Origin of the sequence: Streptomyces sp. NPDC093260, from assembly GCF_040683715.1 — a bacterium.
Lineage (GTDB): Bacteria > Actinomycetota > Actinomycetes > Streptomycetales > Streptomycetaceae > Streptomyces > Streptomyces sennicomposti.
On the sequence record NZ_JBFBEK010000028.1, the window covers coordinates 76,292 to 98,001 of the forward strand.

The following is a 21,710-nucleotide window of genomic DNA, read 5'->3' on the forward strand; positions in this document are numbered from 1 at the left end:
AATCACCGCCCTCCGTGGATTCCTTCCGTCCGTGGTGTGGCAGGGAGGCCGCCGCCGTCTCTCCCCCGCCCGGTCACTTGAGATACGCCAGCTCCGGGTGGGCCCGGGTGTAGCCGTCGAGCAGGCGGTGGGCCACGTTCACCGAGTCGATCAGCGGGTGCAGGGCGAACGCCTTGACCGCCGACGCCCGGGAGCCCGACTCGGCCGCCGTCAGCACCTCGCGCTCGACCGCCTTGACCGCGCAGACCAGACCGGTGGCGTGGCCCGGCAGCGGATCGACGGCGACCGGGTGCGCGCCGTTGGCGTCGACCAGGCAGGGCACCTCGACGACGGCGTCCGCGTCCAGCACCGAGAGGGTGTCCCGGTTGCGGACGTTGAGGATGAGCGTGGCGCGTTCGTCGCGGGCGATGGCCCGCATCAGCGCGAGGGCCACCTTCTCGTAGCCGCCGGAGAGGTCCTCCTCCTCGCGCTCCCCCGCCCCTGCCGCCTCGCGGTTCTCGGCCATGTAGGTGGCCTCGCGTTCGGCGCGGGTGCGGTTCCAGGCCGCGAGCGCCGGGGCCGCCGGGTCGCTCAACCCCTCGTAGAACGCGGCCTGCTGGTCGCGCAGGAAGGCGCCGCGGGTCTTCTCGGCCCGCTGGTAGGCCTCGACGGCCTCGCGGTTGTAGTAGTAGTAGTGCAGATACTCGTTGGGGATCGCGCCGAGGGAGCGCAGCCACTCGGGGCCGAAGAGGCGGCCCTCCTCGAAGGAGCCGAGCAGCTCCGGATCGCCGAGCAGGCGCGGGAGCAGGTCGCGTCCGGCGACGCGCAGCCCGCGCACCCAGCCGAGGTGGTTGAGGCCGACGTAGTCGATCCACGCCTGGCCGGGCGGTACGCCGAGCACCCGGGCGATCCGGCGGCCGAGGCCGACCGGCGAGTCGCAGATGCCGATGACGCGGTCGCCGAGGTGGCGGGACATGGCCTCGGTGACGAGTCCCGCCGGGTTGGTGAAGTTGATGACCCAGGCGTCGGGTGCGAGGCGGGCCACGCGCCGGGCGATGTCGACGGCGACAGGAACGGTGCGCAGGCCGTAGGCGATGCCGCCCGCACCGACGGTCTCCTGGCCGAGCACGCCTTCGGCGAGGGCGACCCGTTCGTCCTCGGCTCGTCCCGCGAGGCCGCCCACGCGGATCGCGGAGAACACGAAGTCCGCCCCGCGCAGGGCCTCGTCGAGGTCGGTGGTGGCCCGTACCGCGGGGGCGCCGGGCGCCCCGGCCGCCTGTTCGGCCAGGACCCGGGTCACGGCGGACAGCCGCCCGGCGTCGACGTCGTGCAGGACGACCTCGGTGACCCGGCCCTCGGCACGGTCCGTCAGCAGTGCCCCGTACACCAGCGGCACGCGGAACCCGCCGCCGCCCAGAATCGTCAGCCTCACCCTCGTACCTTCCCGCCACGACGCCCGTCCGGCCCGCTCCGCACCCTACTCGCCGGCCGGGGCGCGGCCCGCGACGCCGGGTGCGGGGCGGCGGGGGCGCCTTGGGCGTAGGGGGTGGCAGGGGCGTGATCCGGACGCGTGGGCCGAAGACGGTGACCTGACGACCCGGCACATGGTTCGATGCGAGCCCCATCCCCCCTCATGGACATGGCAGGTACGGATGAGACGTCAACTCTTCGCCGTCGCGGCCCTGTCGGCGGCCGTCGCTCTCGGCACGGCCGCCTCCGCCGTGGCGGCGGTGCCGGTCTGGCAGGAGACCGGGACGGCGTACGTCGACTCGCTGAGCGGCAGTCAGGGCCTGGCCAGCCGCACGGACGGCTCACTGCTGCACCGGGGCCTCGCCTCGATTCCGCTGGACCTGCGGATCAAGGGCTGGAACCACGTCGGCGACCCGGACATCGCACGCGACCACGTCTTCGACGCCTACCAGGGCGCGGACGACGCGACGTCGAAGATGTTCGCTGTGACCACCCCGGCCGGCAAGCGCTACGAGTACGTGCACCGGCTCGACGCCGGCGAGAAGGTGAACAACTCCTTCGCCGCCGTCTCGCCCGACGCCCAGTGGCTGGTGTCGGGCGAGTGGGGCGACCAGGACCGGCTCCAGGTCTTCCCCGCTCCCCTGCTCAACCCGGCGACCCCCGCCGCCGGCGGCTCGCTCCCGCAGGCGCCTCAGATCACCCTCGACAAGCCCGTGCGCGACGTCCAGGGCTGCGACTTCGTCAGCGACACGCGGCTGCTGTGCGCGTCGGACGACGGCTCGAGGTCGCTGTTCCCGGAGGACCGGCCGCTGCTCCAGGTGGACCTGGACCACAAGCTGGACGGCGGGCCGGTCACCGGGCATGTGGCGAGCCTGTTCGCGCTGCCCCGGCGCAGCGTGTGCTCGGGCACGTTCGAGGCGGAGGGCGTGGACTACGACGCGGCCCGCGGCGTGCTGCGCGCCGAGGTCGTCCCGCCGAGCGTGTGCAAGGTGACGACGACCGTGTACTCGTACCGCCTTCAGTAGGACGGCAGTTTCCCCTTCCGGCCTGTCGGCTTCCGGCGGCCCCGCGCACCGTGCGCGGGGCCGCCGTGCGTTCAGCGCAGTTCGGCGCGGAAGGCGACCGGGCTCTGGCCGGTGTGCAGGTGGAAGAACTTGGAGAAGTTGGCCGCGTCGGGGAAGCCGACGGCCGCTCCGACCCGGCCGATCGGCAGTGCGGTGTGGGCCAGCAGCCGCTTGGCCTCCAGCACCACGCGTTTGTCGATGAAGCCCTTGGGTGTCTCGCCGGTTGCGGCGCGGACCGCGCGGACCAGGGTGCGGCGGGAGTAGCCGAGGGCGTCGGCGTAGGCGCTGACGCTGTGGTTGGTGGTGAAGCCCTTCTCGACCGCGTCGCGGAACAGGGTGAAGGTGGTGTCGGCCTGCCGCCGGGTGGCCTCGGCGGAGCTGGCGGCGAGGTGGGCCAGGCGCAGCAGGAACGCGGTGAGCGAGTGCCGCAGCACGGCGGTGTGCAGGCTGAGCGGGAGGGTGTCGGTGTCCTCGTACTCGCGGCGCAGCTGGGCGAGGGCGGCCTTGAGGGCCTCGCGCCGGGCCTCGTCGGGGTGGAGCAGGGGCGGCAGGTCGTAGCGGTACAGGCCGGTCGCCTCGACGGTGGCGCGGGGCAGGAAGCCGGGCTGCATGGTCAGGACGGTTCCGCGGTACTCGTCGGTGCGGGAGAACCGATGGACCTGTCCGGGGCGGACCCACAGCACGTCCCCGGCGGCGGCCTCGTACTCGGCGAAGTCGACCATGTGCCGCACGGGGCCGTCGGCGAAGAGCATGACCACGTGGAAGTCGATCCGGTGGACGCGATGCAGAGGAGCCTCGGCGTGCCAGGTGCGCTCGCTGCCCATGGGGCCGATCTGGAGCCCCACGCCGCCGAGACTGAGGTCGACGGGGAAGCGGAAGGTCCTGATCCCGTCGCCGTCGCCGGGCCTCGTCCCCCCGACGTCGTCGGCTCCCGCCCTGTCGCCGTCGCCGTCGCGGTCGCGCTCCTCGGTGTCCGCCCCGACGGGGGCTTCGCCGGCGTCCCGCTCGGCGCCGGCGTCCCGGGCACCTGCTCCGCCATGGGTGATTGCGTCCGTCATGTCCCTCTCGTACCGCCTTGGCCGCCCGACGTCCGGATCGTTCGTCGCGGGGTGTCCCATTTTCACCACAGGCTGACACACGAAGACCTTCCGGCAAAAAAGTCTGACTTTTAAGTTCGAACACGTCCGGCACCACTTCCGCTTCTTCCGAGGACTTCTTGAAGATGAGCGAGCACACAACCGACCGCTTCGAGTGGACCGACCTCGACCGGCGTGCCGTGGACACCGCCCGTCTGCTGGCGGCCGACGCCGTGCAGAAGGTCGGCAACGGCCACCCGGGCACGGCGATGAGCCTGGCCCCGGCCGCGTACACGATCTTTCAGAAGGTGATGCGGCACGACCCGGCCGACCCGGAGTGGATCGGCCGCGACCGGTTCGTCCTCTCCCCCGGCCACACCTCGCTGACCCTCTACACCCAGCTCTACCTCGCCGGCTACGAGCTGGAGCTGGACGACCTGAAGGCGTTCCGCACCTACGGCTCCAAGACGCCCGGCCACCCGGAGTACGGGCACACGGCCGGCGTGGAGACGACGACCGGCCCGCTCGGCCAGGGCGCCGCGATGGCGGTGGGCATGGCGATGGCCGCCCGCTACGAGCGCGGCCTGTTCGACCCGGACGCCCCCGAGGGCGAGTCCCCCTTCGACCACACCGTCTGGGCGATCGTCTCCGACGGCGACCTGGAGGAGGGCGTCTCCGCCGAGGCGTCCTCGCTGGCCGGGCACCAGAAGCTCGGGAACCTGGTCTTCCTGTACGACGACAACCACATCTCCATCGAGGGCGACACCGCCACCGCCTTCTCCGAGGACGTGCTGAAGCGCTACGAGGCCTACGGCTGGCACACCCAGCGCGTCGAGCCGACCGGGGACGGCGACATCGACGTACCGGCGCTGTACGAGGCGCTGACGGCGGCCAAGGCCGAGACCGGCCGCCCCTCGATCATCGCCCTGCGCACGATCATCGCCTGGCCGGCCCCCAACGCGCGCGACACCGAGGCCGCGCACGGCTCGGCGCTCGGCGAGGACGAGATCGCCGCCACCAAGCGGCTGCTCGGCTTCGACCCGGAGCAGACCTTCCAGGTCGAGGAGGACGTCCTCGCCCGCACCCGGCAGGCCCTGGACCGGGGCGCCGAGGCGCACGCCGCCTGGGACAAGCGGCTGGACAAGTGGCGCGGCGCCCAGCCGGAGCGGGCGAAGCTGCTCGACCGGATCGTGGCCGGCCAGCTCCCGGAGGGCTGGCAGGACGCGCTGCCGGTGTTCGAGGAGGGCAGGGCGGTCGCCACGCGCGCCGCCTCCGGCAAGGTGCTCCAGTCGCTCGGCGCGGTCCTGCCCGAGCTGTGGGGCGGCTCCGCCGACCTGGCCGGGTCCAACAACACCACCATCGACAAGACGTCGTCGTTCCTGCCGAAGGGCAACCCGCTGCCGGGCGCCGACCCCTACGGGCGCACGATCCACTTCGGCATCCGCGAGTTCTCCATGGCCGCGGAGATGAACGGCATCGCCCTGCACGGCAACACGCGCGTCTACGGCGGCACGTTCCTGGTCTTCTCGGACTACATGCGCAACGCGGTCAGGCTGTCCGCGCTGATGCAGCTGCCGGTGACGTACGTGTGGACGCACGACTCCATCGGCCTCGGTGAGGACGGCCCCACCCACCAGCCGGTCGAGCACCTGGCCACGCTGCGCGCCATCCCGGGTCTCAACGTGGTGCGCCCCGCCGACGCCAACGAGACCGCGATCGCCTGGGCGGAGATCCTGCGCCGGCACTCCACCGACCCGGCCCCGCACGGCCTCGCGCTGACCCGCCAGGGCGTGCCGACGTACGCGCCGGACCCGGACGCGGCCAGGGGCGGCTATGTGCTGAAGGAGTCCCCCACCGGCACCCCGGACGTGGTGATCATCGCCACCGGCTCCGAGGTGCAGCTCGCCGTGGCCGCCCGGGAGGAGCTGGCGGCCGAGGGGATCGGCGCCCGGGTGGTGTCGATGCCGTCGGTGGAGTGGTTCGAGGAGCAGCCGCGCGAGTACCGCGAGCGGGTGCTGCCGCCGTCGGTGCGGGCGCGGGTGGCGGTGGAGGCCGGCATCGGGCTGACCTGGTACCGCTATGTGGGCGATGCGGGCCGCATCGTCTCCCTGGAGCACTTCGGCGCCTCCGCCGCCGCCGGCACCCTGTTCGCCGAGTACGGCTTCACCCCCGAGAACGTCGCCGCCGCGGCCCGCGCATCGCTGGCCGCCGCGCGCGCATGATCCGATCGCAACAAGGAAGATGATCACTGTGACCGAAGCAACCGCGACCGCCGGAGCGCTCGAGCGCCTGTCCGCCGAGGGCGTGTCGATCTGGCTGGACGACCTGTCGCGGCGCCGGATCGACTCGGGCAACCTGGCCGGTCTCGTCGAGAACAAGCACGTGGTGGGCGTGACCACCAACCCCTCGATCTTCCAGGCCGCCATCGGCTCGGGCGACGGCTACGAGGAGCAGCTGGCCGATCTGGCGGTGCGCGGCGTCACCGTCGAGGAGGCGGTGCGCATGATGACCACCGCCGACGTACGGGCCGCCGCCGATGTGCTGCGGCCGGTGTTCGAGGCGACGGGCGGCCGGGACGGCCGGGTCTCCATCGAGGTCGATCCGCGGCTCGCGCACGCCACGACGGCCACCGTCGCCGAGGCGCGGCAGCTGGCCTGGCTGGTGGACCGGCCCAACGTGATGATCAAGATTCCGGCCACCCGGGCGGGCCTGCCGGCGATCACGGAGGTCGTCGGAGCGGGTATCAGTGTGAACGTGACACTGATCTTCTCCCTGGAGCGCTACCGCGAGGTGACGGACGCCTACCTCGCCGGTCTGGAGAAGGCGCGCGCCGCGGGCCGGGACCTGTCGCGGATCCACTCGGTGGCTTCGTTCTTCGTCTCCCGGGTCGACTCCGAGATCGACAAGCGGCTCACCCTGCTGGGCGACGAGGAGGCGCTGGCGCTCAAGGGCCGGGCGGCCCTGGCCAACGCGCGCCTCGCCTACGCGGCGTACGAGCAGGTGTTCGGCTCGGCAGACGGCACGACGCCGGCCGGTGAGCGCTTCGCCGCGCTCGCGGGCGCCGGGGCGAACGCGCAGCGTCCCCTGTGGGCGTCCACCGGGGTGAAGGATCCCGCGTACAAGGACACCCTGTACGTGGACGAGCTGGTCGCGCCCGGCACGGTGAACACCATGCCGGAGGCCACGCTGAACGCCGCCGCCGACCACGGCGTCGTCACCGGTGACACGGTGACGGGCGGCTACGAGCGGGCCCGCGCCGACCTGGCGGCGGTCGAGCGGCTGGGCATCTCCTACGACGAGGTGGTGCAGCAGCTGGAGGACGAGGGCGTCGCCAAGTTCGAGACGGCCTGGCAGGACCTGCTGGACGCGGTCGCGAAGTCCTTGAACAGCAAGGGAGTTGACGCGGAATGAGCAACAAGCCCGCCGAGCCGGCGAAGCCGGGAGCGGACGCGGCGAAGGACCCGTCGGCGCGAGCCGCCGCGGTTCCGGAGGGGCCGGGTCCCAAGGCCATGCAGACCGGGGAGCCGGCCGTCGAACAGGAGCGCCGCCGGAGCGCGGCGGCCGCGTCCGACGCCGCCGCCTCCGGTGCCGGAGGCGGCTCCGCGCCGTCCGGCTCCGCGTCCTTGGGGGCGCGGACGGAGGCCGTGCCCGCCACCGACTGGGTGAATCCGCTGCGTGACCCCCGGGACCGGCGGCTGCCGCGTATCGCGGGGCCGTCGGGCCTGGTCATCTTCGGCGTGACGGGCGACCTGTCCCGCAAGAAGCTGATGCCGGCCGTCTACGACCTCGCGAACCGGGGTCTGCTGCCGCCGGGCTTCTCGCTGGTGGGCTTCGCCCGCCGGGACTGGGAGGACCAGGACTTCGCGCAGGTCGTGCACGACGCGGTCAAGGAGCACGCGCGCACGCCGTTCCGCGAGGAGGTCTGGCAGCAGCTCGCCGAGGGGATGCGGTTCGTCCCCGGCGACTTCGACGACGACAACGCGTTCGAACAGCTGCGCGTCGCCGTGGAGGAACTGGACTCCTCCCGGGGCACGGCCGGCAACTACGCCTTCTATCTGTCGGTGCCGCCGAAGTTCTTCCCCAAGGTCGTCGAGCAGCTGAAGAAGCACGGTCTGGCCGAGGCGCCGCAGGGTTCCTGGCGGCGCGCGGTCATCGAGAAGCCGTTCGGCCATGATCTGGAGAGCGCGCGTGAGCTGAACCGGATCGTGCACGAGGTCTTCGACCCGGAGCAGGTCTTCCGCATCGACCACTACCTGGGCAAGGAGACCGTCCAGAACATTCTGGCGCTGCGCTTCGCCAACCAGATGTACGAGCCGATCTGGAACCGCTCCTACGTCGACCACGTCCAGATCACGATGGCCGAGGACATCGGCATCGGCGGCCGGGCCGGCTACTACGACGGCATCGGCGCCGCCCGCGACGTCATCCAGAACCACCTGCTCCAGCTGATGGCGCTCACCGCGATGGAGGAGCCCATCGCCTTCGACGCGGAGGCGCTGCTCACCGAGAAGCTGAAGGTGCTCAAGTCGGTGCGGCTGCCCGAGGACCTGGGCGCCCACACGGTGCGCGCGCAGTACGCCGAGGGCTGGCAGGGCGGTGAGAAGGTCGTCGGCTACCTCCAGGAGGAGGGCATCGACCCGAAGTCGAAGACCGACACCTACGCGGCGGTCAAGCTGGAGATCGACAACCGCCGCTGGGCCGGCATCCCGTTCTACCTGCGCACCGGCAAGCGCCTGGGTCGCCGGGTCACGGAGATCGCGGTGGTCTTCAAGCGGGCCCCGCACTCCCCCTTCGACTCGACGGCCACCGAGGAGCTGGGCGAGAACGCGATCGTGATCCGCGTCCAGCCGGACGAGGGCATGACGGTGCGGTTCGGCTCGAAGGTGCCGGGCACGTCGATGGAGATCCGGGACGTGTCGATGGACTTCGCCTACGGCGAGTCCTTCACCGAGTCCAGCCCGGAGGCGTACGAACGGCTCATCCTGGACGTGCTGCTCGGCGACGCCAACCTGTTCCCCCGGCACCAGGAAGTGGAAGAGTCCTGGAAGATCCTCGACCCGATCGAGGCGTACTGGGAGGAGCACGGCAGGCCCGCCCAGTACCGTTCGGGGACCTGGGGTCCGCGGGAAGCCGACGAGATGCTCGCACGAGACGGACGGAGCTGGCGCAGGCCATGAAGATCGACCTGACCGACACCACGGCAAGCAAGATCAACAAGGCGTTGGTGCAGGGCCGCCGCGCGATCGGCACGCCCGCCGTGGGCATGGTCCTGACGATGATCATCGTCACGGACGAGGAGAACGCCTACGACTCGATCAAGGCGGCCGAGGACGCCTCGCGCGAGCACCCCTCGCGCACCCTGGTCGTGATCAAGCGGCATGCGCGCACCCTGCGCGACCGCACCCACTCCCGGCTGGACGCGGAGATCCGGGTGGGCTCCGAGGCCGGCACCGGCGAGACCGTGGTGCTGCGCACCTACGGCGACGTGTCCGACCACGCCGACTCGGTGGTCCTGCCGCTGCTGCTGCCGGACGCGCCGGTCGTGGTGTGGTGGCCGGTGGAGGCCCCGGCGAACGTGGCCGAGGACCCGCTCGGCGCGCTGGCGCAGCGCCGGATCACCGACCTGTACGCCTTCGACCGCCCCCTCGAGGTCCTGGAGCAGCGGGCCCGGCACTACGCGCCCGGCGACACCGACCTCGCCTGGACCCGGCTCACCCTGTGGCGCTCGATGCTCGCCGCCGCCCTCGACCAGGCCCGGGTGGAGGTGACGTCGGCGGCCGTGGACGCCGAGCCGGACAACCCGAGCGCGGAGCTGCTGGCCCGCTGGCTGGAGGCCCGCCTCGACGTCCGGGTGGACCGGGTGGGCAGCGCCGGCCCGTTCGTGACGGCCGTACGGCTCGGCACGGCGGACGGCGAGATCGTCATCGACCGGCCCGCCGGTCCGCTGGCCACGCTGACCCTGCCGGGCCAGCCCTCGCGCACCCTGGCCCTCAAGGTACGTCCCACCTCGGAGCTGATCGCCGAGGAACTGCGCCGACTCGACGCCGACGAGATGTACGCCATCGCCCTGCGCGGCGACGGCATCAAGGAGACCGTCTGACATGTCCGACACCCCCAAGCTCACCCGGCGGCCCGAGTGGACCGCGCTGGCGGACCACCACGACCAGTGGCAGCCGCACCTGCGGGACCTGTTCGCCGAGGACCCCTCGCGCGCGGAGCGCTACACGGTGCGCGTCGGCGATCTGCGCATCGACTACTCCAAGCACCTGATCACCGACGAGACGCTGGCCCTGCTCCGGGATCTGGCCGCCGCCACCGACGTGTTCGGCCTGCGCGACGCGATGTTCCGCGGCGAGAAGATCAACGTCACGGAGGGACGGGCCGTGCTGCACACCGCGCTGCGCGCCCCGCGCGACGCGGTGATCGAGGTCGACGGCGAGAACGTCGTGCCCAAGGTGCACGAAGTGCTCGACAAGATGGCCGACTTCGCCGGGCGGGTGCGCTCGGGCGAGTGGACCGGGCACACCGGCCGGCGGATCAGGAACGTCGTCAACATCGGCATCGGCGGCTCCGACCTCGGCCCGGCGATGGCGTACGAGGCACTGCGCGCCTTCACCGACCGCGGGCTGACGGTCCGGTTCGTGTCCAACGTAGACGGCGCCGACCTGCACGAGGCCACCCGCGACCTGGACGCCGAGGAGACGCTGTTCATCGTCGCGTCCAAGACGTTCACCACGATCGAGACGATCACCAACGCGACCTCGGCGCGCAACTGGCTGCTCGGCGAGCTGAAGGCCGGCCCGGAGGCGGTGGCCAAGCACTTCGTGGCGCTGTCCACGAACGCGGAGAAGGTCGCCGACTTCGGCATCGACGTGGCCAACATGTTCGAGTTCTGGGACTGGGTCGGCGGCCGCTACTCCTTCGACTCCGCCATCGGCCTGTCCCTGATGATCGCCATCGGCCCGGACCGGTTCCGCGAGATGCTCGACGGGTTCCGCATCGTCGACGACCACTTCAGGAACGCCCCCGCCGAGGCCAACGCCCCGCTGCTGCTGGGCCTGCTGGGCATCTGGTACGGCAACTTCTTCGACGCGCAGACGCACGCGGTGCTGCCGTACTCGCACTACCTGTCGAAGTTCACCGCCTACCTCCAGCAGCTGGACATGGAGTCCAACGGCAAGTCGGTGCAGCGCGACGGCGAACCGGTCGAGTGGCAGACCGGCCCCGTGGTGTGGGGCACCCCGGGCACCAACGGGCAGCACGCCTACTACCAGTTGATCCACCAGGGCACCAAGCTGATCCCGGCCGACTTCATCGGCTTCGCCAACCCGGTAGGCGAACTGAGCGACGAACTCAAGGCGCAGCATGACCTGTTGATGGCCAACTTCTTCGCGCAGACGCAGGCGCTGGCCTTCGGCAAGAGCGCCGAGGAGGTACGCGCCGAGGGCGTGCCGGAGGAGCAGGTCCCGCACCGCACCTTCCACGGCGACCACCCCACCACCACGATCCTGGCGACCGAGCTGACCCCTTCGGTCCTCGGCCAGCTGGTCGCGCTGTACGAGCACAAGGTGTTCGTACAGGGCGCGGTGTGGAACATCGACTCCTTCGACCAGTGGGGCGTCGAACTCGGCAAGGTGCTGGCCAAGCGCGTCGAACCCGCCCTCACCGAAGGGGCCGACGTGCCCGGTCTCGACCCGTCCACCGCCGCCCTCGTGGCCGCCTACCGCACCCTCAGGAAGTGAACTGACATGCAGCTCGGACTCATCGGTCTCGGCAAGATGGGCGGCAACATGCGGGAGCGCCTCCGCAACGCCGGCCACACGGTCGTCGGTTACGACCAGAACCCCGAAGTGTCGGACGTGGAGAGCATGGTCGACCTGGTCGACGCGCTCCAGGCGCCGCGCACGGTGTGGGTGATGGTCCCGGCCGGCGGCCCCACCCAGCACGTCATCGACCAGCTCGCCACCCTGCTCAAGCCGGGCGACCTGGTCGTGGACGGCGGCAACTCCCGCTGGACGGACGACGAGAAGCACGCCAAGCAGTTGCACGCGCGCGGCATCGGTTTCGTGGACGCGGGCGTCTCCGGCGGTGTGTGGGGCCTGAAGAACGGCTACGCCCTGATGGTCGGCGGCGAGAAGGAGTGCGTCGACCATCTGCAGCCGATCTTCGACGCGCTCAAGCCGGAGGGGCCGTACGGGTTCGTCCACGCGGGCAAGGTGGGCGCCGGCCACTTCGCGAAGATGGTCCACAACGGCATCGAGTACGCGATGATGCAGGCCTACGCCGAGGGCTGGGAGCTGCTGGAGAAGGTGGACTCCGTGGACAACGTCCGCGAGGTGTTCCGCTCCTGGCAGGAGGGCACCGTCATCCGCTCCTGGCTGCTCGACCTCGCGGTCCACGCGCTCGACGAGGACCAGCACCTGGACAAGCTGCGCGGTTACGCGGAGGACTCCGGCGAGGGCCGGTGGACCGTCGAGGCGGCCATCGACAACGCCGTGCCGCTGCCGACGATCACGGCCTCGCTCTTCGCCCGGTTCGCCTCCCGCCAGGAGGACTCGCCGCAGATGAAGATGATCGCCGCGCTGCGCAACCAGTTCGGCGGGCACGCCGTGGAGGCGGTGAAGAAGGGCTGACGCTTCTCGGCCGCGGCGGAGCGGCCGATCGGACCGGTGAGCAGGGTTCCGGCGGGTGCGCCGGGGCCCTGCTCACTTGTGGGGGCGTGCTGCCGCCGCCCGGGTCTGACGCGTGCCTTCACGGGTGCGGGGCGCCGTCGGGCCGGTGAGCGCCGTCGGGTGGTACGGCCGTGTCCAGGAGCGGGGCCAGTTCGCGGGCGACGGTCGCGAGCGGCCGTACGCCGCCTTCGGCCCGGGCCATCAGGATCGCGCCCTCCAGGCTGCTGATCATCAGCGTGGCCAGCGGCTCGGCCCGCTCGGCCGGCACCCCCATGCCCGTGAGCGCCCCGGCCACCGGCGTCCGCCAGGCGGCGAACGCGGCGGCGGCCGCCTCGCGGGTGGACGGACCGCACGACGCGAGGTCGACCGTCGCCGCGGCCACCGGGCAGCCGCCCACGGCGCCCGCCGTGTCGTACTCGTCCGTCCACTGCCGCACCATCGCGGCGAACAGACCGCTCGGCGTCGGCTCGGGCAGGGCCGCGACGAAACGGGCGACGCGCCGGGCTGCGTAGCGCCCGGCCCAGGCCACCGCCTCGTTGACCAGTTGCTCCTTGCCGCCGGGGAAGTAGTGCTGGAGCGAGCCGCGCGGTGCGCCCGCGTGGGCGGCGACGTCCCGCATCCCGGTCGCGCCGACCCCGTCGCGCCGGATCAGCTGCGCCGCGCTGAAGACCATCCGCTCCCGTGGCCCCCGCTCGCTCCCCCGGGCCTCAGTCATCCTCGGCCTCGCCTCCTGTGCGTCGTGCACGCCCCTCGGATCTCCTACGACCCCTCAGCCTATGACCATCGTCATAACGCTCGCTACTATGACCACTGTCATAACCTCGTCCCGCCCCCAGGGGGTCCCCGTGAAGGTCGGTTTCCTCGGTCTCGGCGTCATGGGCCGCCCCATGGCGCTCAGGCTGGTCCGCTCCGGCGCCCAGCTGCTCGTCTGGAACCGCACGGCAGCCCGCGCGGATGCGCTCCGTGCCGCCGGCGCCGAGGTCGCGGCGGAGCCCGGCGAGGTGTTCGGCCGTTCGGACGCGGTGTTCCTGATGCTGGCCGACGAGGCCGCGACGGACGCGGTCCTGGCCCGGGGCACGGCCAACTTCGCGACCCGGGTAGCGGGGCGGCTGGTCGTCCACATGGGCACCACCTCGCCCGCGTACTCGCAAGGCCTGGAGAGCGATGTGCGGGCGGCGGGCGGCAGCTACGTCGAGGCGCCCGTCTCCGGGTCGCGCGTCCCCGCCGAGGAGGGCAGGCTGGTGGCGATGCTGGCCGGGGAGGAGCGGGCGGTGGCGACGGTACGGCGGCTGCTCGCCCCCCTGTGCGGCGAGACCTTCGTGTGCGGTCCCGCGCCGGCCGCGCTGCTGATGAAGCTGTCGGTCAACCTGTTCCTGATCACACTGGTGACCGGGCTCACCGAGGCCTTCCACTTCGCCGGGCGGCAGGGGCTCGACCGGCGGCTGTTCCTGGACGTCCTGGGGGCGGGCCCGATGGCCAGCCCGGTGTCGCTGATGAAGGCGCCGAAGCTGCTGACCGGGGACTTCTCCGTGCAGGCGGCGGCCGGCGACGTGCTCAAGAACAACCGGCTGATCGCCGAGGCCGCCCGCGCCTCGGGCATCGCCTCGCCGCTGCTCGACGCGTGTCACGCCCTCTTCACGGAGACGGTCACGCTCGGGCACGGCGGCGAGGACATGGTCGCGGTGCTGAGGGCTCTGGAGGCGCGCACCGAAGCCGCTCCACAGGGCTGACCGGCCGGCGGCTGGTGACCGGCCCCTCGGCGGTCGGGGTTTCGGAGCCGGTCGGGCGGGGCGGGCCTTCGAGGCCGGCGGGGCGAGGCGGGTGCGGGCGGACGTGCACGAGGCGGCGGGGGCGCCGGCGCGGGCGGCCGGTTCAGCCCTTGTCGGCGTCCTTGGGGATGCCGTACGCCCGTTCCACCCCGAGCCGCAGGACGAGGCGCCGGTCGCGGACCATCGCGGCACGGTACTCGTCCCAGTCGGGGTGCTCCCCGAGGAGGTCGCGGTAGAGCCGGATCAGCTCCTCGACGGTCTCGTCGTGCGGGTCCGCCGCCACGGGGGACAGTTCGGCCGTCCCCTCGACGACGGTGTAGGCCCAGCGGTCCTGGCTGGTGACGTGGTAGGAGGCCCGTGGGTCCCGGCGCAGGTTGCGGGTCTTGGCGCGGTCGTCGGTGATCGAGACGCGCACGACGCGCTCGTCCGGGTCGTAGGCGTGGCTGACGTTCGACAACTGGGGGCGGCCGTCGCGCTTGAGGGTCACCAGCACCCCGCCGCGCACCTCCGGGAGCAGGGCGAGCAGGGTTTCCTGAGCGGAGTCGTGCGATGTGTCCTGAGTCATATCCGGGTCAACCCGCGGGGTCGTGGTCGGCATTCCCCGCTGTCGGCCCGCTTCCGTGGCGTCAGCGCATGCATCCCAGCACGGAGTAGACAGTGTCTACTCCGTGCTGGTAGACAGTGTCCATGACTGAGTCGGACGAGGGTTCGAGGGCGCTGCGGGACCGATTGGTCGACGTCGGCGCGGAGCTGGTGGCCGCCGAGGGCGTCCAGGCGCTGACCCTGCGGGAGATCGCCCGCCGGGCGGGTGTCTCGCACGGAGCGCCGCGCCGCCACTTCCCCACCCACGTGGAGTTGCTGTCCGCCATCGCGCGGCGCGGCTTCGCCGAGCTGGCCGCGCGGGTCGAGGAGGCCCGGGGCGCCCTCGGTGACGGCGAGGCGGACCCGCGCGCCCAGGTGACCGCGCTGGGACGCGCCTACCTGGAGTTCGCCACGCGTGAGCGCGGCATGTACGAGCTGATGTTCCGCCATGACCTGCTCGAGAGCGGACACTTGGGACTGCGGGACACCAGCCTGCCGCTCTTCGGCATCCTCGTGGACCTGGTCGGCCGGGTTCGCCTCGACGCCGACGCGCGCGTGGCCGCCGGCGCCCTGTGGGCCAACCTGCACGGCATCGCCCAGCTCTGGCGTTGGGGAAGCCTGCAACTGGCCACGAAGGACGACGACTTGGCCTGCCTTCTTCGAACGGCCCTGGACGCGCATCTCGGACCGGAGGGCGGCCGGTGAACCGTCGCCGACGGGGCGTGACGCTCGCGAGCAGTGTGGCCGGGGCGGTGATCGTGGCCCTGGACGGCACGGTGCTCACCGTGGCCCAGCCCCGGCTGCAGAAAGAGTTGGACGCGTCGTACGCACAGGTGCAGTGGACCAGCACCGGCTACCTGATCGCGGTGGCGAGTCTGCTGGTGTTCGCCGGACGGCTCGGCGACCTCCCGCACGGCCTGCTGAGCGGGCGGCGGCCCCTCGGGCACCGGCGGCTGTTCGCCGTGGGGATGCTGGGCTTCGGGGCGGCGTCGGCGGGCATCGGGCTCGCGCCTTCGATCGGCTGGGTGATCGGACTGCGCGTCGCCCAGGGCGTGTTCGGCGCGCTGGCGCAGCCGGCCACGCTGGGGATGCTGCGCGCCGCCTTCCCTCCGGACCGGCTCGCGATGCCGCTGGCGGTCCGGACGGGCGCCATCGCGGTGGCGGCCGCGGCCGGGCCGCTGGCGGGTGGTGCGCTGGCGGCGGGACCGGGCTGGCGAGCGGCGTTCTTCCTGAACGTGGGTCCTGCGCTGCTGTTCGGACTGCTGGCCCTGGCGCCTCACGAGGACGAGCGGGGCGAGTACGCCACTCGGGCGGCTCCGGCTGCTCAGACCGAGCGGACCGGAGGGGACGGTGGGGCCGGACGGGCCGGACGCTCGGTGCGGGCCGGGGGGACGGGGCGCGGCGGGCGGGCCGGACGAGTCGAGCGCGGCGCGGGGGCGCGGCTGTCGGTCGCCGGGCTCGATCTGCCGGGGGCGCTGCTGCTGGCGGTGGCGCTCGGGTGTGCGGTGCGGGCGCTGGTCGCCGTGGCGGAGCCCGGTGGCGCGGGGCCGGGTACGGCCGTCGTCGCGGTGACGGCCGTGATCGCCGGGGGCGCGTTCGTCCGGCACGAGCGCCGCACCGCCGCTGCGCTGCTGCCGCCGGACGTCATCGGCTCGGCGGCCGTCGGCTCGGCGCTCGTCGTGCTGGTGGCCGCGTCGGCGGCCCTGTCCGGCACGCTGTTCGTCGCCACCTACGTGCTCCAGGACACGCTCGGCCTCGACCCCTTCCAAAGTTCCCTGCGGAGCCTGCCGTTGGCGCTCCTGATGGTCCTCGCGGCGGCCGGGTGCCCTGTGGTGCTGCGCCGCTGCGGGGCACGCCGCGCGACGGTGACGGCGATGCTCCTGCTCGCGCTGGGGGTGCTGGTGCTCGTCCGGGCGACGGCCGCCCCCGCGCTCTGCACCGGCTTCGCACTGCTGGGCGCCGGGTTCGGCACGGTGATGGTGGCCGCGACGCAGGTCGTCGTCCGCGAGGCGGCCGTCGCCTCCGCCGGAGTCGCGGGCGGCCTCCAGCAGACCGCGATGAACGTCGGGCCCGCCCTGGGCGTGGCCGCGGCGACCGCACTGCGCACAGCGGGCGGCGCCGGACCGGCCCTGGCGGCGCTCGCGGCCGTGGCCTGCGCGGGCGCGGCGGCGGCCTGGACGCTGCCGGGGCACCGCGGCGGCCCGGCCTCGCCCGGACGGCGGCGCGGCGAACCGGGGTCCGGGGCCGACGGCGAGGCGGTCCCGGCCGCCGGCCCGGCGCCGGCTCAGGAGAGGTGAGCCACCGCGTCCAGGTGCGGCAGATGGTGGTCCAGGCGCTCCCGCTTGGTGCGCAGATAGGTGATGTTGCTCTCGCACGGCGGTATCAGCAGCGGCACCTGCTCGGCCACCTCGATGCCGTGCCGGACCAACGCCTCCCGTTTGCGCGGGTTGTTGGACATCAGACGTACCGAGCGCACGCCGAGGTCGTGCAGCATCCCGGCGGCGACGCCGTAGTCGCGGGCGTCGATGGGCAGGCCGAGGGCGAGGTTGGCCTCGACCGTGTCCAGGCCCTCCGCCTGCAATGCCATCGCCCGCAGCTTGGCGAGCAGTCCGATCCCCCGGCCCTCGTGACCCCGCAAGTAGACGACGACGCCGCTGCCTTCGGCGACCACGGCCCGCAGCGCTGCGGTGAGCTGGTCGCCGCACTCGCAGTGCTGCGACCCGAAGGCGTCACCCGTCAGGCATTCGGAGTGCAGCCGGACCAGAACCCGTTCGGCGCCGATGTCGCCGTGCACCAGCGCGACTTGTTCGTCGCCACGGTCGTGATCGAGGTAGCCGATCGCCTGGAATTTCCCGTGGACCGTGGGCAGTGGGGCATTGACGACGCGTTCCACACCCGTGCGCCGTGGAGACTTCTTGCCGAGTACGCCGAGGTTTTCTGTCATGATCTGGTTCCTAAGCAGAGACGAAAGGCCGGGAAATGATGAGTGGTTCAGGAACGCGGCCGACGGCATCCGGTGCGCGGGGCCTGGTGCCGGCGGACACCACGGAGGACGTACGGAACCGGGGAGCCGGCCGGGCGCGGCAGGTCGCCGTCCTGCCGGTGGGAAGCTTCGAACAGCACGGCGCCTACCTGCCGTTGGCGACGGACACGCTGGTCGCCTGTGCCGTCGCCCGGGAGATCGCCGCCGCGTACCCGGTGCACCTGCTCCCGCCGGTGACGATCTCCTGTTCGCACGAGCACGCGGCCTGGCCGGGGACGGTCAGCATCTCCGCCACGACCCTGCACGCGGTGGTGCGGGACATCGCCGACTCGCTGCGCCGCTCCGGCGTGGACGCCCTGGTGGTGGTCAACGGGCACGGCGGCAACTACGTGTTGGGCAACGTCGTCCAGGAGTCCTCGGCGCGCGGCGAGCACATCGCGCTCTTCCCGGCCGCGGAGGACTGGGAGACGGCCCGGGAACGGGCCGGGGTGCGCACCTCTCTGCTCACCGACATGCACGCCGGGGAGATCGAGACGTCGATTCTTCTGCACGCACACCCCGAAATGGTCAAAGAAGGCTACGAAAAGGCGGACTTCGTCGCGGACGACCGGCGTCATCTCCTCACCGTCGGAATGTCCGCCTATACCGAATCGGGTGTCATCGGCCGTCCTTCCCTGGGCGACGGGGAAAAGGGCAGGAAACTGCTGGCGAGCCTCGCCGATTCCTTCGAACCGTATTTCTCACTGCTGGCCCCGGGCGAGCCGCCGGAGTGAGCAAAGGGGCCGGGCGCCGGCTCCGGGGCCGTCGGAGCGGCCCGGGGGCCGGGCGCCGGCTCCGTCGGCGTGACCCGCGGCCCGGACTCGGGGGCCGCCGTGGCGGTCCGGCGTCCGGCCGGCGGCCCGGTGCGCCGGTGGGCGACCAGGACGAGCGCCCCCGGCAGGCTCGCCGCGAAGCTCAGCGCCCCGTACACCACGGCCACCGCCAGCCCGGTGCCCGCGCCGAGGCCCGCGGCGCCGAACGCCCACGCCGTGACGCCCTCCCGGGGACCGAACCCGCCCACGTTCAGCGGCAGTCCCATCGCCACCAGTGCGAGCACGGCGAGCGGCAGCAGCACGGCGACGGAAGCGGCGCACCCGGCCACCCGGGCGGCGATCACGAACGTCACGAGGTGCCCGGCGAGCACGACCACGGAGGAGAAGGCGACACCCGGCCCGGTACGGCGGGACAGCAGCCCCTCGCGCGCCTCGCCGAGCAGCCGGTGCAGGCCGCTGTCCCGGCGGCCGCTGGAGGGCGGCCGGTTCATCCGCAGGGCGAGGGCGACGGCCAGCGCGCCCACCAGGGCCAGGCCGATGAGCGGGGCGAGATGGCGGGCCTGCGAGCGGACCGGGGACGGCAGGGTCGGCAGGACCGCCACCGCCGTGACGGCGAGAGCGAGTTGACCGGCCATGCGCTCCAGGACGACGGTCCGCACACCGCGTCCCACGTCCCCGGCGCCGCGTCCGTGCCGCACCGCGCGGTGCACGTCGCCGAGGACGCCGCCGGGCAGCGCCGCGTTCAGGAACAGCGCGCGGTAGTAGTCGGCGACGGCCGCGCCGAGCGGCAACCGGACGCGCAGCCCACGGGCGACCAACTGCCAGCGCCAGGCGCTGAACACGGTGGTGACGACGCCGACGGCGACCGTGCCGAGAAGCGCGGGCGCGTCGATACGGCGCAGTCCGTCCAGGAAGACCCCGCTGCCCAACCGCCACAGCAGCACGGCCAGGATCAGCACACCCGTGACGGTGCCGAGGTGTGCCCGCAGCACACGTGTGTCGATGCCGACGGCACGGGCGAGGAGGGGACGGACGCGGGTGGCCCGGCCGGAAGCGGTTGCCGCCCGGGGAGCCGGGGAGGGGCCGGTCCGGGCGGCACGGAGCGAGGGGGCGGGGGCAGCCGGGACGGCGTCCGTGCCGGCCGCCGACGGGTCCACCGTCTGGATCCTCATGCGGCACCGCCCGTCCGCGCGGGCAGGGCCAGCAGGTCGTCATGGTGCACGACGACCTCCAGCTGCCCCGCCGCACAGGCCTCCAGACGCTCGGCGAGGTAACGGCCGGCTCGCTGCCCCAGTTCGGGGTGCTGTTCGACGGCCGCGCCGACCCACCCGCGCAGCCACTGGGCGGCCAGGCCGCGTTCGCCGGGTCCGAGCCGCCAGGGGCTCGGGTGCACGGCGATGTCCGCGCCGTGCACGGCGAACGCCTCGCGGGTGGCCGCCACCGCGTCCGGGCCGAGCAGTCCGGTGCGGCGCTGGTGGGCGTTGAAGGCTTCGGCGAGGTCGGCGTCCAGCGGGTCGGCCGGGGTGAGTGCGACCCGGCCGGCCACGGACAGGGTGAGCAGGGCGGGGCAGCCGGCTCCGGCGCAGGCGGCGGCGAGGGCGGCGACCTCGTCGCGGGTGAGCACGTCGAGCAGGGCGGACGCCGTCACCAGGCCGGCCCCGGCCAGGGCGTCGGGGGTCAGCCGGGCCAGGTCGCCGCGCCGGGTCTCCACAGTGATCCGGCTGCCGTCCGCCGCGGCGCGCGCGGCGCCCGCGGCGGCGAAGTGCAGCAGATAGGGGTCGCGGTCGTGCAGGACCCAGTGCTGTGCGCCGGCCAGCCGGGGGGCGAGCCAGCGGCCCATCGAACCGGTGCCGCAGCCCAGGTCGTGCACGACGAACCCGCCCTGCGCGGGCGTTTGTTCGGCGAGGCGGGCGCGTAGCGGAGCGAGCAGGTCCGTGGCCCGGGCCACCGCGTCGGCGGGTTCCCGCAACCGCAGCCACTCGGGCGCGTACCGGGGCGGCTCAGCCGCTTCCTCCGCCCGGAGCCGTACGGTGGCCCGCTCGCCGGGACTCCCCACGGGACCCGCGCCCGCGATCACCGCGTCGGGTCCGCCGGTCCGGGCCGCGGCCGTCGTGTCCCTCATGCCGCCCTCCGGGGTTCGCGCGGGAGGAGGGCCAGGACGCCGGCCAGGCTGCGGGCGGTGGCGGCCCACCCGCCGAGGGCGGCGCGCCGGCCACGGGCTGCCGCCTTGAGCCGGCGGCGTACGTCGGCCTCGCCGAACCAGCCGCGCAGTTCGGCGGCGAGGGCGGCGGGGTCCTCCGGCGGGACGAGGATGCCGGGGACCCCGCCGTCGGGTGCGCGGCCGACCGCCTCGGGCACGCCCCCGACATCCGTGGCCAGCACGGGCACGCCGCGCGCCAGCGCCTCGGTGACCGCCATGCCGTAGGTCTCCGCGTAGGAGGCGAGGACCATCAGGTCGGCGGCGGCGTAGGAGGCGTCGAGCTCGGCGCCGGTGCGCGGTCCGGCCAGGTGGAAGCGGTCCTGGAGGCCGTGCCCGGCGATCAGGTCGCGCAGCCGGGCGACATAGGCCGGGTCCTGGGTCAGGGCGCCGACGCACACACACTCCCAGGGCAGGTCGGTGACCGTGGCCAGGGCCTCCACCAGCCGGTGCTGGCCCTTGCGCGGGGTGACCGCGGCGACGCACAGCAGGCGTGAGACGCCGTCGGTGCCGGGGGCGAGCGGCGCGATGTCGGCGCCCGGGGTGGCGAGGTGCACCCGTTCGGGGGCGAGGCCGTGGTGGGCGACGAGCCGGCGGACCGCCCAGTCGCTGGTGGCGACGACGGCGGGCACGGCTCGCAGCACCTGGCGTTCCCTGGCGTCCAGGTCGGCGGCGACGGCCGCGTCGAGCCCCGTCTCGTCGCCGAGCGGGAGGTGCACGAGGACCGCAAGGCGCAGCCGTTCGCTCTCCGGTACGACGATCTCGGGAACGCCGCAGGCGACGAGCCCGTCGAGGAGGACGACGGCGCCGTCCGGCAGCTCCCGCAGCGTCCGGGCGAGTTCCGCGCGGGCCCGGTCGCCGGGCCGGGGCCAGTCGCCCGGCACGGGGTGCGGCCGGACGTGCCAGCCGAAGCCGGGCAGGTCGAGGCTGACGCGGCGGTCGTAGGCGTTGCCGCCGCTCGGGGTGGCCGGGTCGTCGACGCCGCCCGGCACGACGAAGTGCGCGGTGCGCAGGGACATGGGGATGATCCCGACGTTCTCCAGGCCCGCGCGCTGCGCGGGCACGTAGCCGAGGGACGGGGCCGCGAGGGCCGGGGCCGTCGGGGA

General features: G+C 73.3%; 18 protein-coding genes and 1 pseudogene. 11 read left to right on the top strand and 8 right to left on the bottom strand.

Features of this window, described 5'->3' with window-relative positions; all coding sequences use genetic code 11:
- Positions 1-73: 73 nt before the first annotated feature.
- Entirely contained in the window at positions 74-1,411 is a 1,338-nt protein-coding gene (locus AB0N63_RS28790) for a 6-phospho-beta-glucosidase (RefSeq protein WP_365533257.1), read from the bottom strand.
- A gap of 220 nt (positions 1,412-1,631) precedes the next feature.
- Here AB0N63_RS28790 and AB0N63_RS28795 point away from each other — a divergent pair, with 220 nt between their 5' ends.
- On the top strand, positions 1,632-2,474 hold the full coding sequence (locus tag AB0N63_RS28795) for a hypothetical protein (RefSeq protein ID WP_365533259.1): 843 nt from the start codon (positions 1,632-1,634) through the stop codon (positions 2,472-2,474).
- Positions 2,475-2,545: 71 nt separating this feature from the next.
- Here the strand turns inward: AB0N63_RS28795 and AB0N63_RS28800 are convergent, their stop codons facing one another.
- Positions 2,546-3,571 carry an AraC family transcriptional regulator gene (locus tag AB0N63_RS28800; protein ID WP_365533261.1) on the bottom strand — a complete coding sequence of 342 codons (1,026 nt, stop codon included), beginning with the start codon at positions 3,569-3,571 and terminating at the stop codon, positions 2,546-2,548.
- A 164-nt stretch (positions 3,572-3,735) separates the two neighbouring features.
- Between AB0N63_RS28800 and tkt the strand changes: the two genes are divergently transcribed.
- From tkt to gnd, 6 genes are read left to right on the top strand one after another with little or no spacing between them, the layout of a single operon-like run.
- Positions 3,736-5,811 (top strand): transketolase, encoded by a 2,076-nt coding sequence (tkt, locus tag AB0N63_RS28805; RefSeq protein WP_365533263.1) that lies wholly within the window; start codon positions 3,736-3,738, stop codon positions 5,809-5,811.
- Positions 5,812-5,830: 19 nt separating this feature from the next.
- Positions 5,831-7,000: a transaldolase gene (gene tal, locus AB0N63_RS28810; protein ID WP_365533264.1), complete on the top strand. Its 1,170-nt coding sequence runs from the start codon at positions 5,831-5,833 to the stop codon at positions 6,998-7,000.
- Positions 6,997-8,766, top strand: a complete 1,770-nt coding sequence (zwf, locus tag AB0N63_RS28815; protein WP_365533266.1) for a glucose-6-phosphate dehydrogenase — start codon at positions 6,997-6,999, stop codon at positions 8,764-8,766. Before tal ends, zwf begins: the two co-directional genes overlap by 4 nt.
- Entirely contained in the window at positions 8,763-9,689 is a 927-nt protein-coding gene (opcA, locus tag AB0N63_RS28820) for a glucose-6-phosphate dehydrogenase assembly protein OpcA (protein WP_365533269.1), read from the top strand. The genes zwf and opcA overlap by 4 nt, the downstream gene beginning before the upstream one ends.
- 1 nt (position 9,690) lies before the next feature.
- Positions 9,691-11,331, top strand: a complete 1,641-nt coding sequence (gene pgi / locus AB0N63_RS28825; protein ID WP_365533270.1) for a glucose-6-phosphate isomerase — start codon at positions 9,691-9,693, stop codon at positions 11,329-11,331.
- A gap of 6 nt (positions 11,332-11,337) precedes the next feature.
- A complete protein-coding gene (gnd, locus tag AB0N63_RS28830; protein WP_365533271.1) occupies positions 11,338-12,222 on the top strand; it encodes a phosphogluconate dehydrogenase (NAD(+)-dependent, decarboxylating) in 885 nt (294 codons plus the stop codon).
- A 118-nt stretch (positions 12,223-12,340) separates the two neighbouring features.
- Here the strand turns inward: gnd and AB0N63_RS28835 are convergent, their stop codons facing one another.
- Positions 12,341-12,976: a TetR/AcrR family transcriptional regulator gene (locus AB0N63_RS28835; RefSeq protein WP_365533273.1), complete on the bottom strand. Its 636-nt coding sequence runs from the start codon at positions 12,974-12,976 to the stop codon at positions 12,341-12,343.
- A 130-nt stretch (positions 12,977-13,106) separates the two neighbouring features.
- Here AB0N63_RS28835 and AB0N63_RS28840 point away from each other — a divergent pair, with 130 nt between their 5' ends.
- Positions 13,107-13,991: an NAD(P)-dependent oxidoreductase gene (locus AB0N63_RS28840; RefSeq protein WP_365533300.1), complete on the top strand. Its 885-nt coding sequence runs from the start codon at positions 13,107-13,109 to the stop codon at positions 13,989-13,991.
- A gap of 142 nt (positions 13,992-14,133) precedes the next feature.
- On the opposite strand, the gene AB0N63_RS28845 is transcribed toward AB0N63_RS28840, so the two are convergent.
- Positions 14,134-14,595 carry a PPOX class F420-dependent oxidoreductase gene (locus AB0N63_RS28845; RefSeq protein ID WP_365533275.1) on the bottom strand — a complete coding sequence of 154 codons (462 nt, stop codon included), beginning with the start codon at positions 14,593-14,595 and terminating at the stop codon, positions 14,134-14,136.
- Between the two features lie 122 nt (positions 14,596-14,717).
- On the opposite strand from AB0N63_RS28845, the gene AB0N63_RS28850 reads away from it, so the two are divergent.
- Both AB0N63_RS28850 and AB0N63_RS28855 read left to right on the top strand, forming a co-directional pair.
- Positions 14,718-15,317, top strand: coding sequence for a TetR/AcrR family transcriptional regulator (locus AB0N63_RS28850; protein ID WP_365533277.1), 600 nt, complete (start codon positions 14,718-14,720; stop codon positions 15,315-15,317).
- Positions 15,314-16,909, top strand: a complete 1,596-nt coding sequence (locus AB0N63_RS28855; protein WP_365533279.1) for an MFS transporter — start codon at positions 15,314-15,316, stop codon at positions 16,907-16,909. Before AB0N63_RS28850 ends, AB0N63_RS28855 begins: the two co-directional genes overlap by 4 nt.
- Here the strand turns inward: AB0N63_RS28855 and ribA are convergent.
- Complete coding sequence (gene ribA, locus AB0N63_RS28860) at positions 16,897-17,556, bottom strand: GTP cyclohydrolase II (RefSeq protein ID WP_365533281.1); 660 nt, start codon at positions 17,554-17,556, stop codon at positions 16,897-16,899. The genes AB0N63_RS28855 and ribA overlap by 13 nt on opposite strands.
- A gap of 38 nt (positions 17,557-17,594) precedes the next feature.
- Between ribA and AB0N63_RS28865 the strand changes: the two genes are divergently transcribed.
- On the top strand, positions 17,595-18,368 hold the full coding sequence (locus AB0N63_RS28865) for a creatininase family protein (protein WP_365533283.1): 774 nt from the start codon (positions 17,595-17,597) through the stop codon (positions 18,366-18,368).
- 176 nt (positions 18,369-18,544) lie between these two features.
- Here the strand turns inward: AB0N63_RS28865 and AB0N63_RS28870 are convergent.
- The 3 genes and pseudogenes from AB0N63_RS28870 to AB0N63_RS28880 form a co-directional block, all read right to left on the bottom strand.
- Positions 18,545-19,579, bottom strand: a pseudogene (locus AB0N63_RS28870) (lysylphosphatidylglycerol synthase domain-containing protein); the annotation flags it as partial.
- Positions 19,576-20,529, bottom strand: a complete 954-nt coding sequence (locus AB0N63_RS28875; protein WP_365533285.1) for a methyltransferase domain-containing protein — start codon at positions 20,527-20,529, stop codon at positions 19,576-19,578. The pseudogene AB0N63_RS28870 and the gene AB0N63_RS28875, both read right to left, overlap by 4 nt.
- Complete coding sequence (locus AB0N63_RS28880; protein WP_365533302.1) at positions 20,526-21,668, bottom strand: glycosyltransferase family 4 protein; 1,143 nt, start codon at positions 21,666-21,668, stop codon at positions 20,526-20,528. The genes AB0N63_RS28875 and AB0N63_RS28880 overlap by 4 nt, the downstream gene beginning before the upstream one ends.
- Positions 21,669-21,710: the final 42 nt, after the last annotated feature.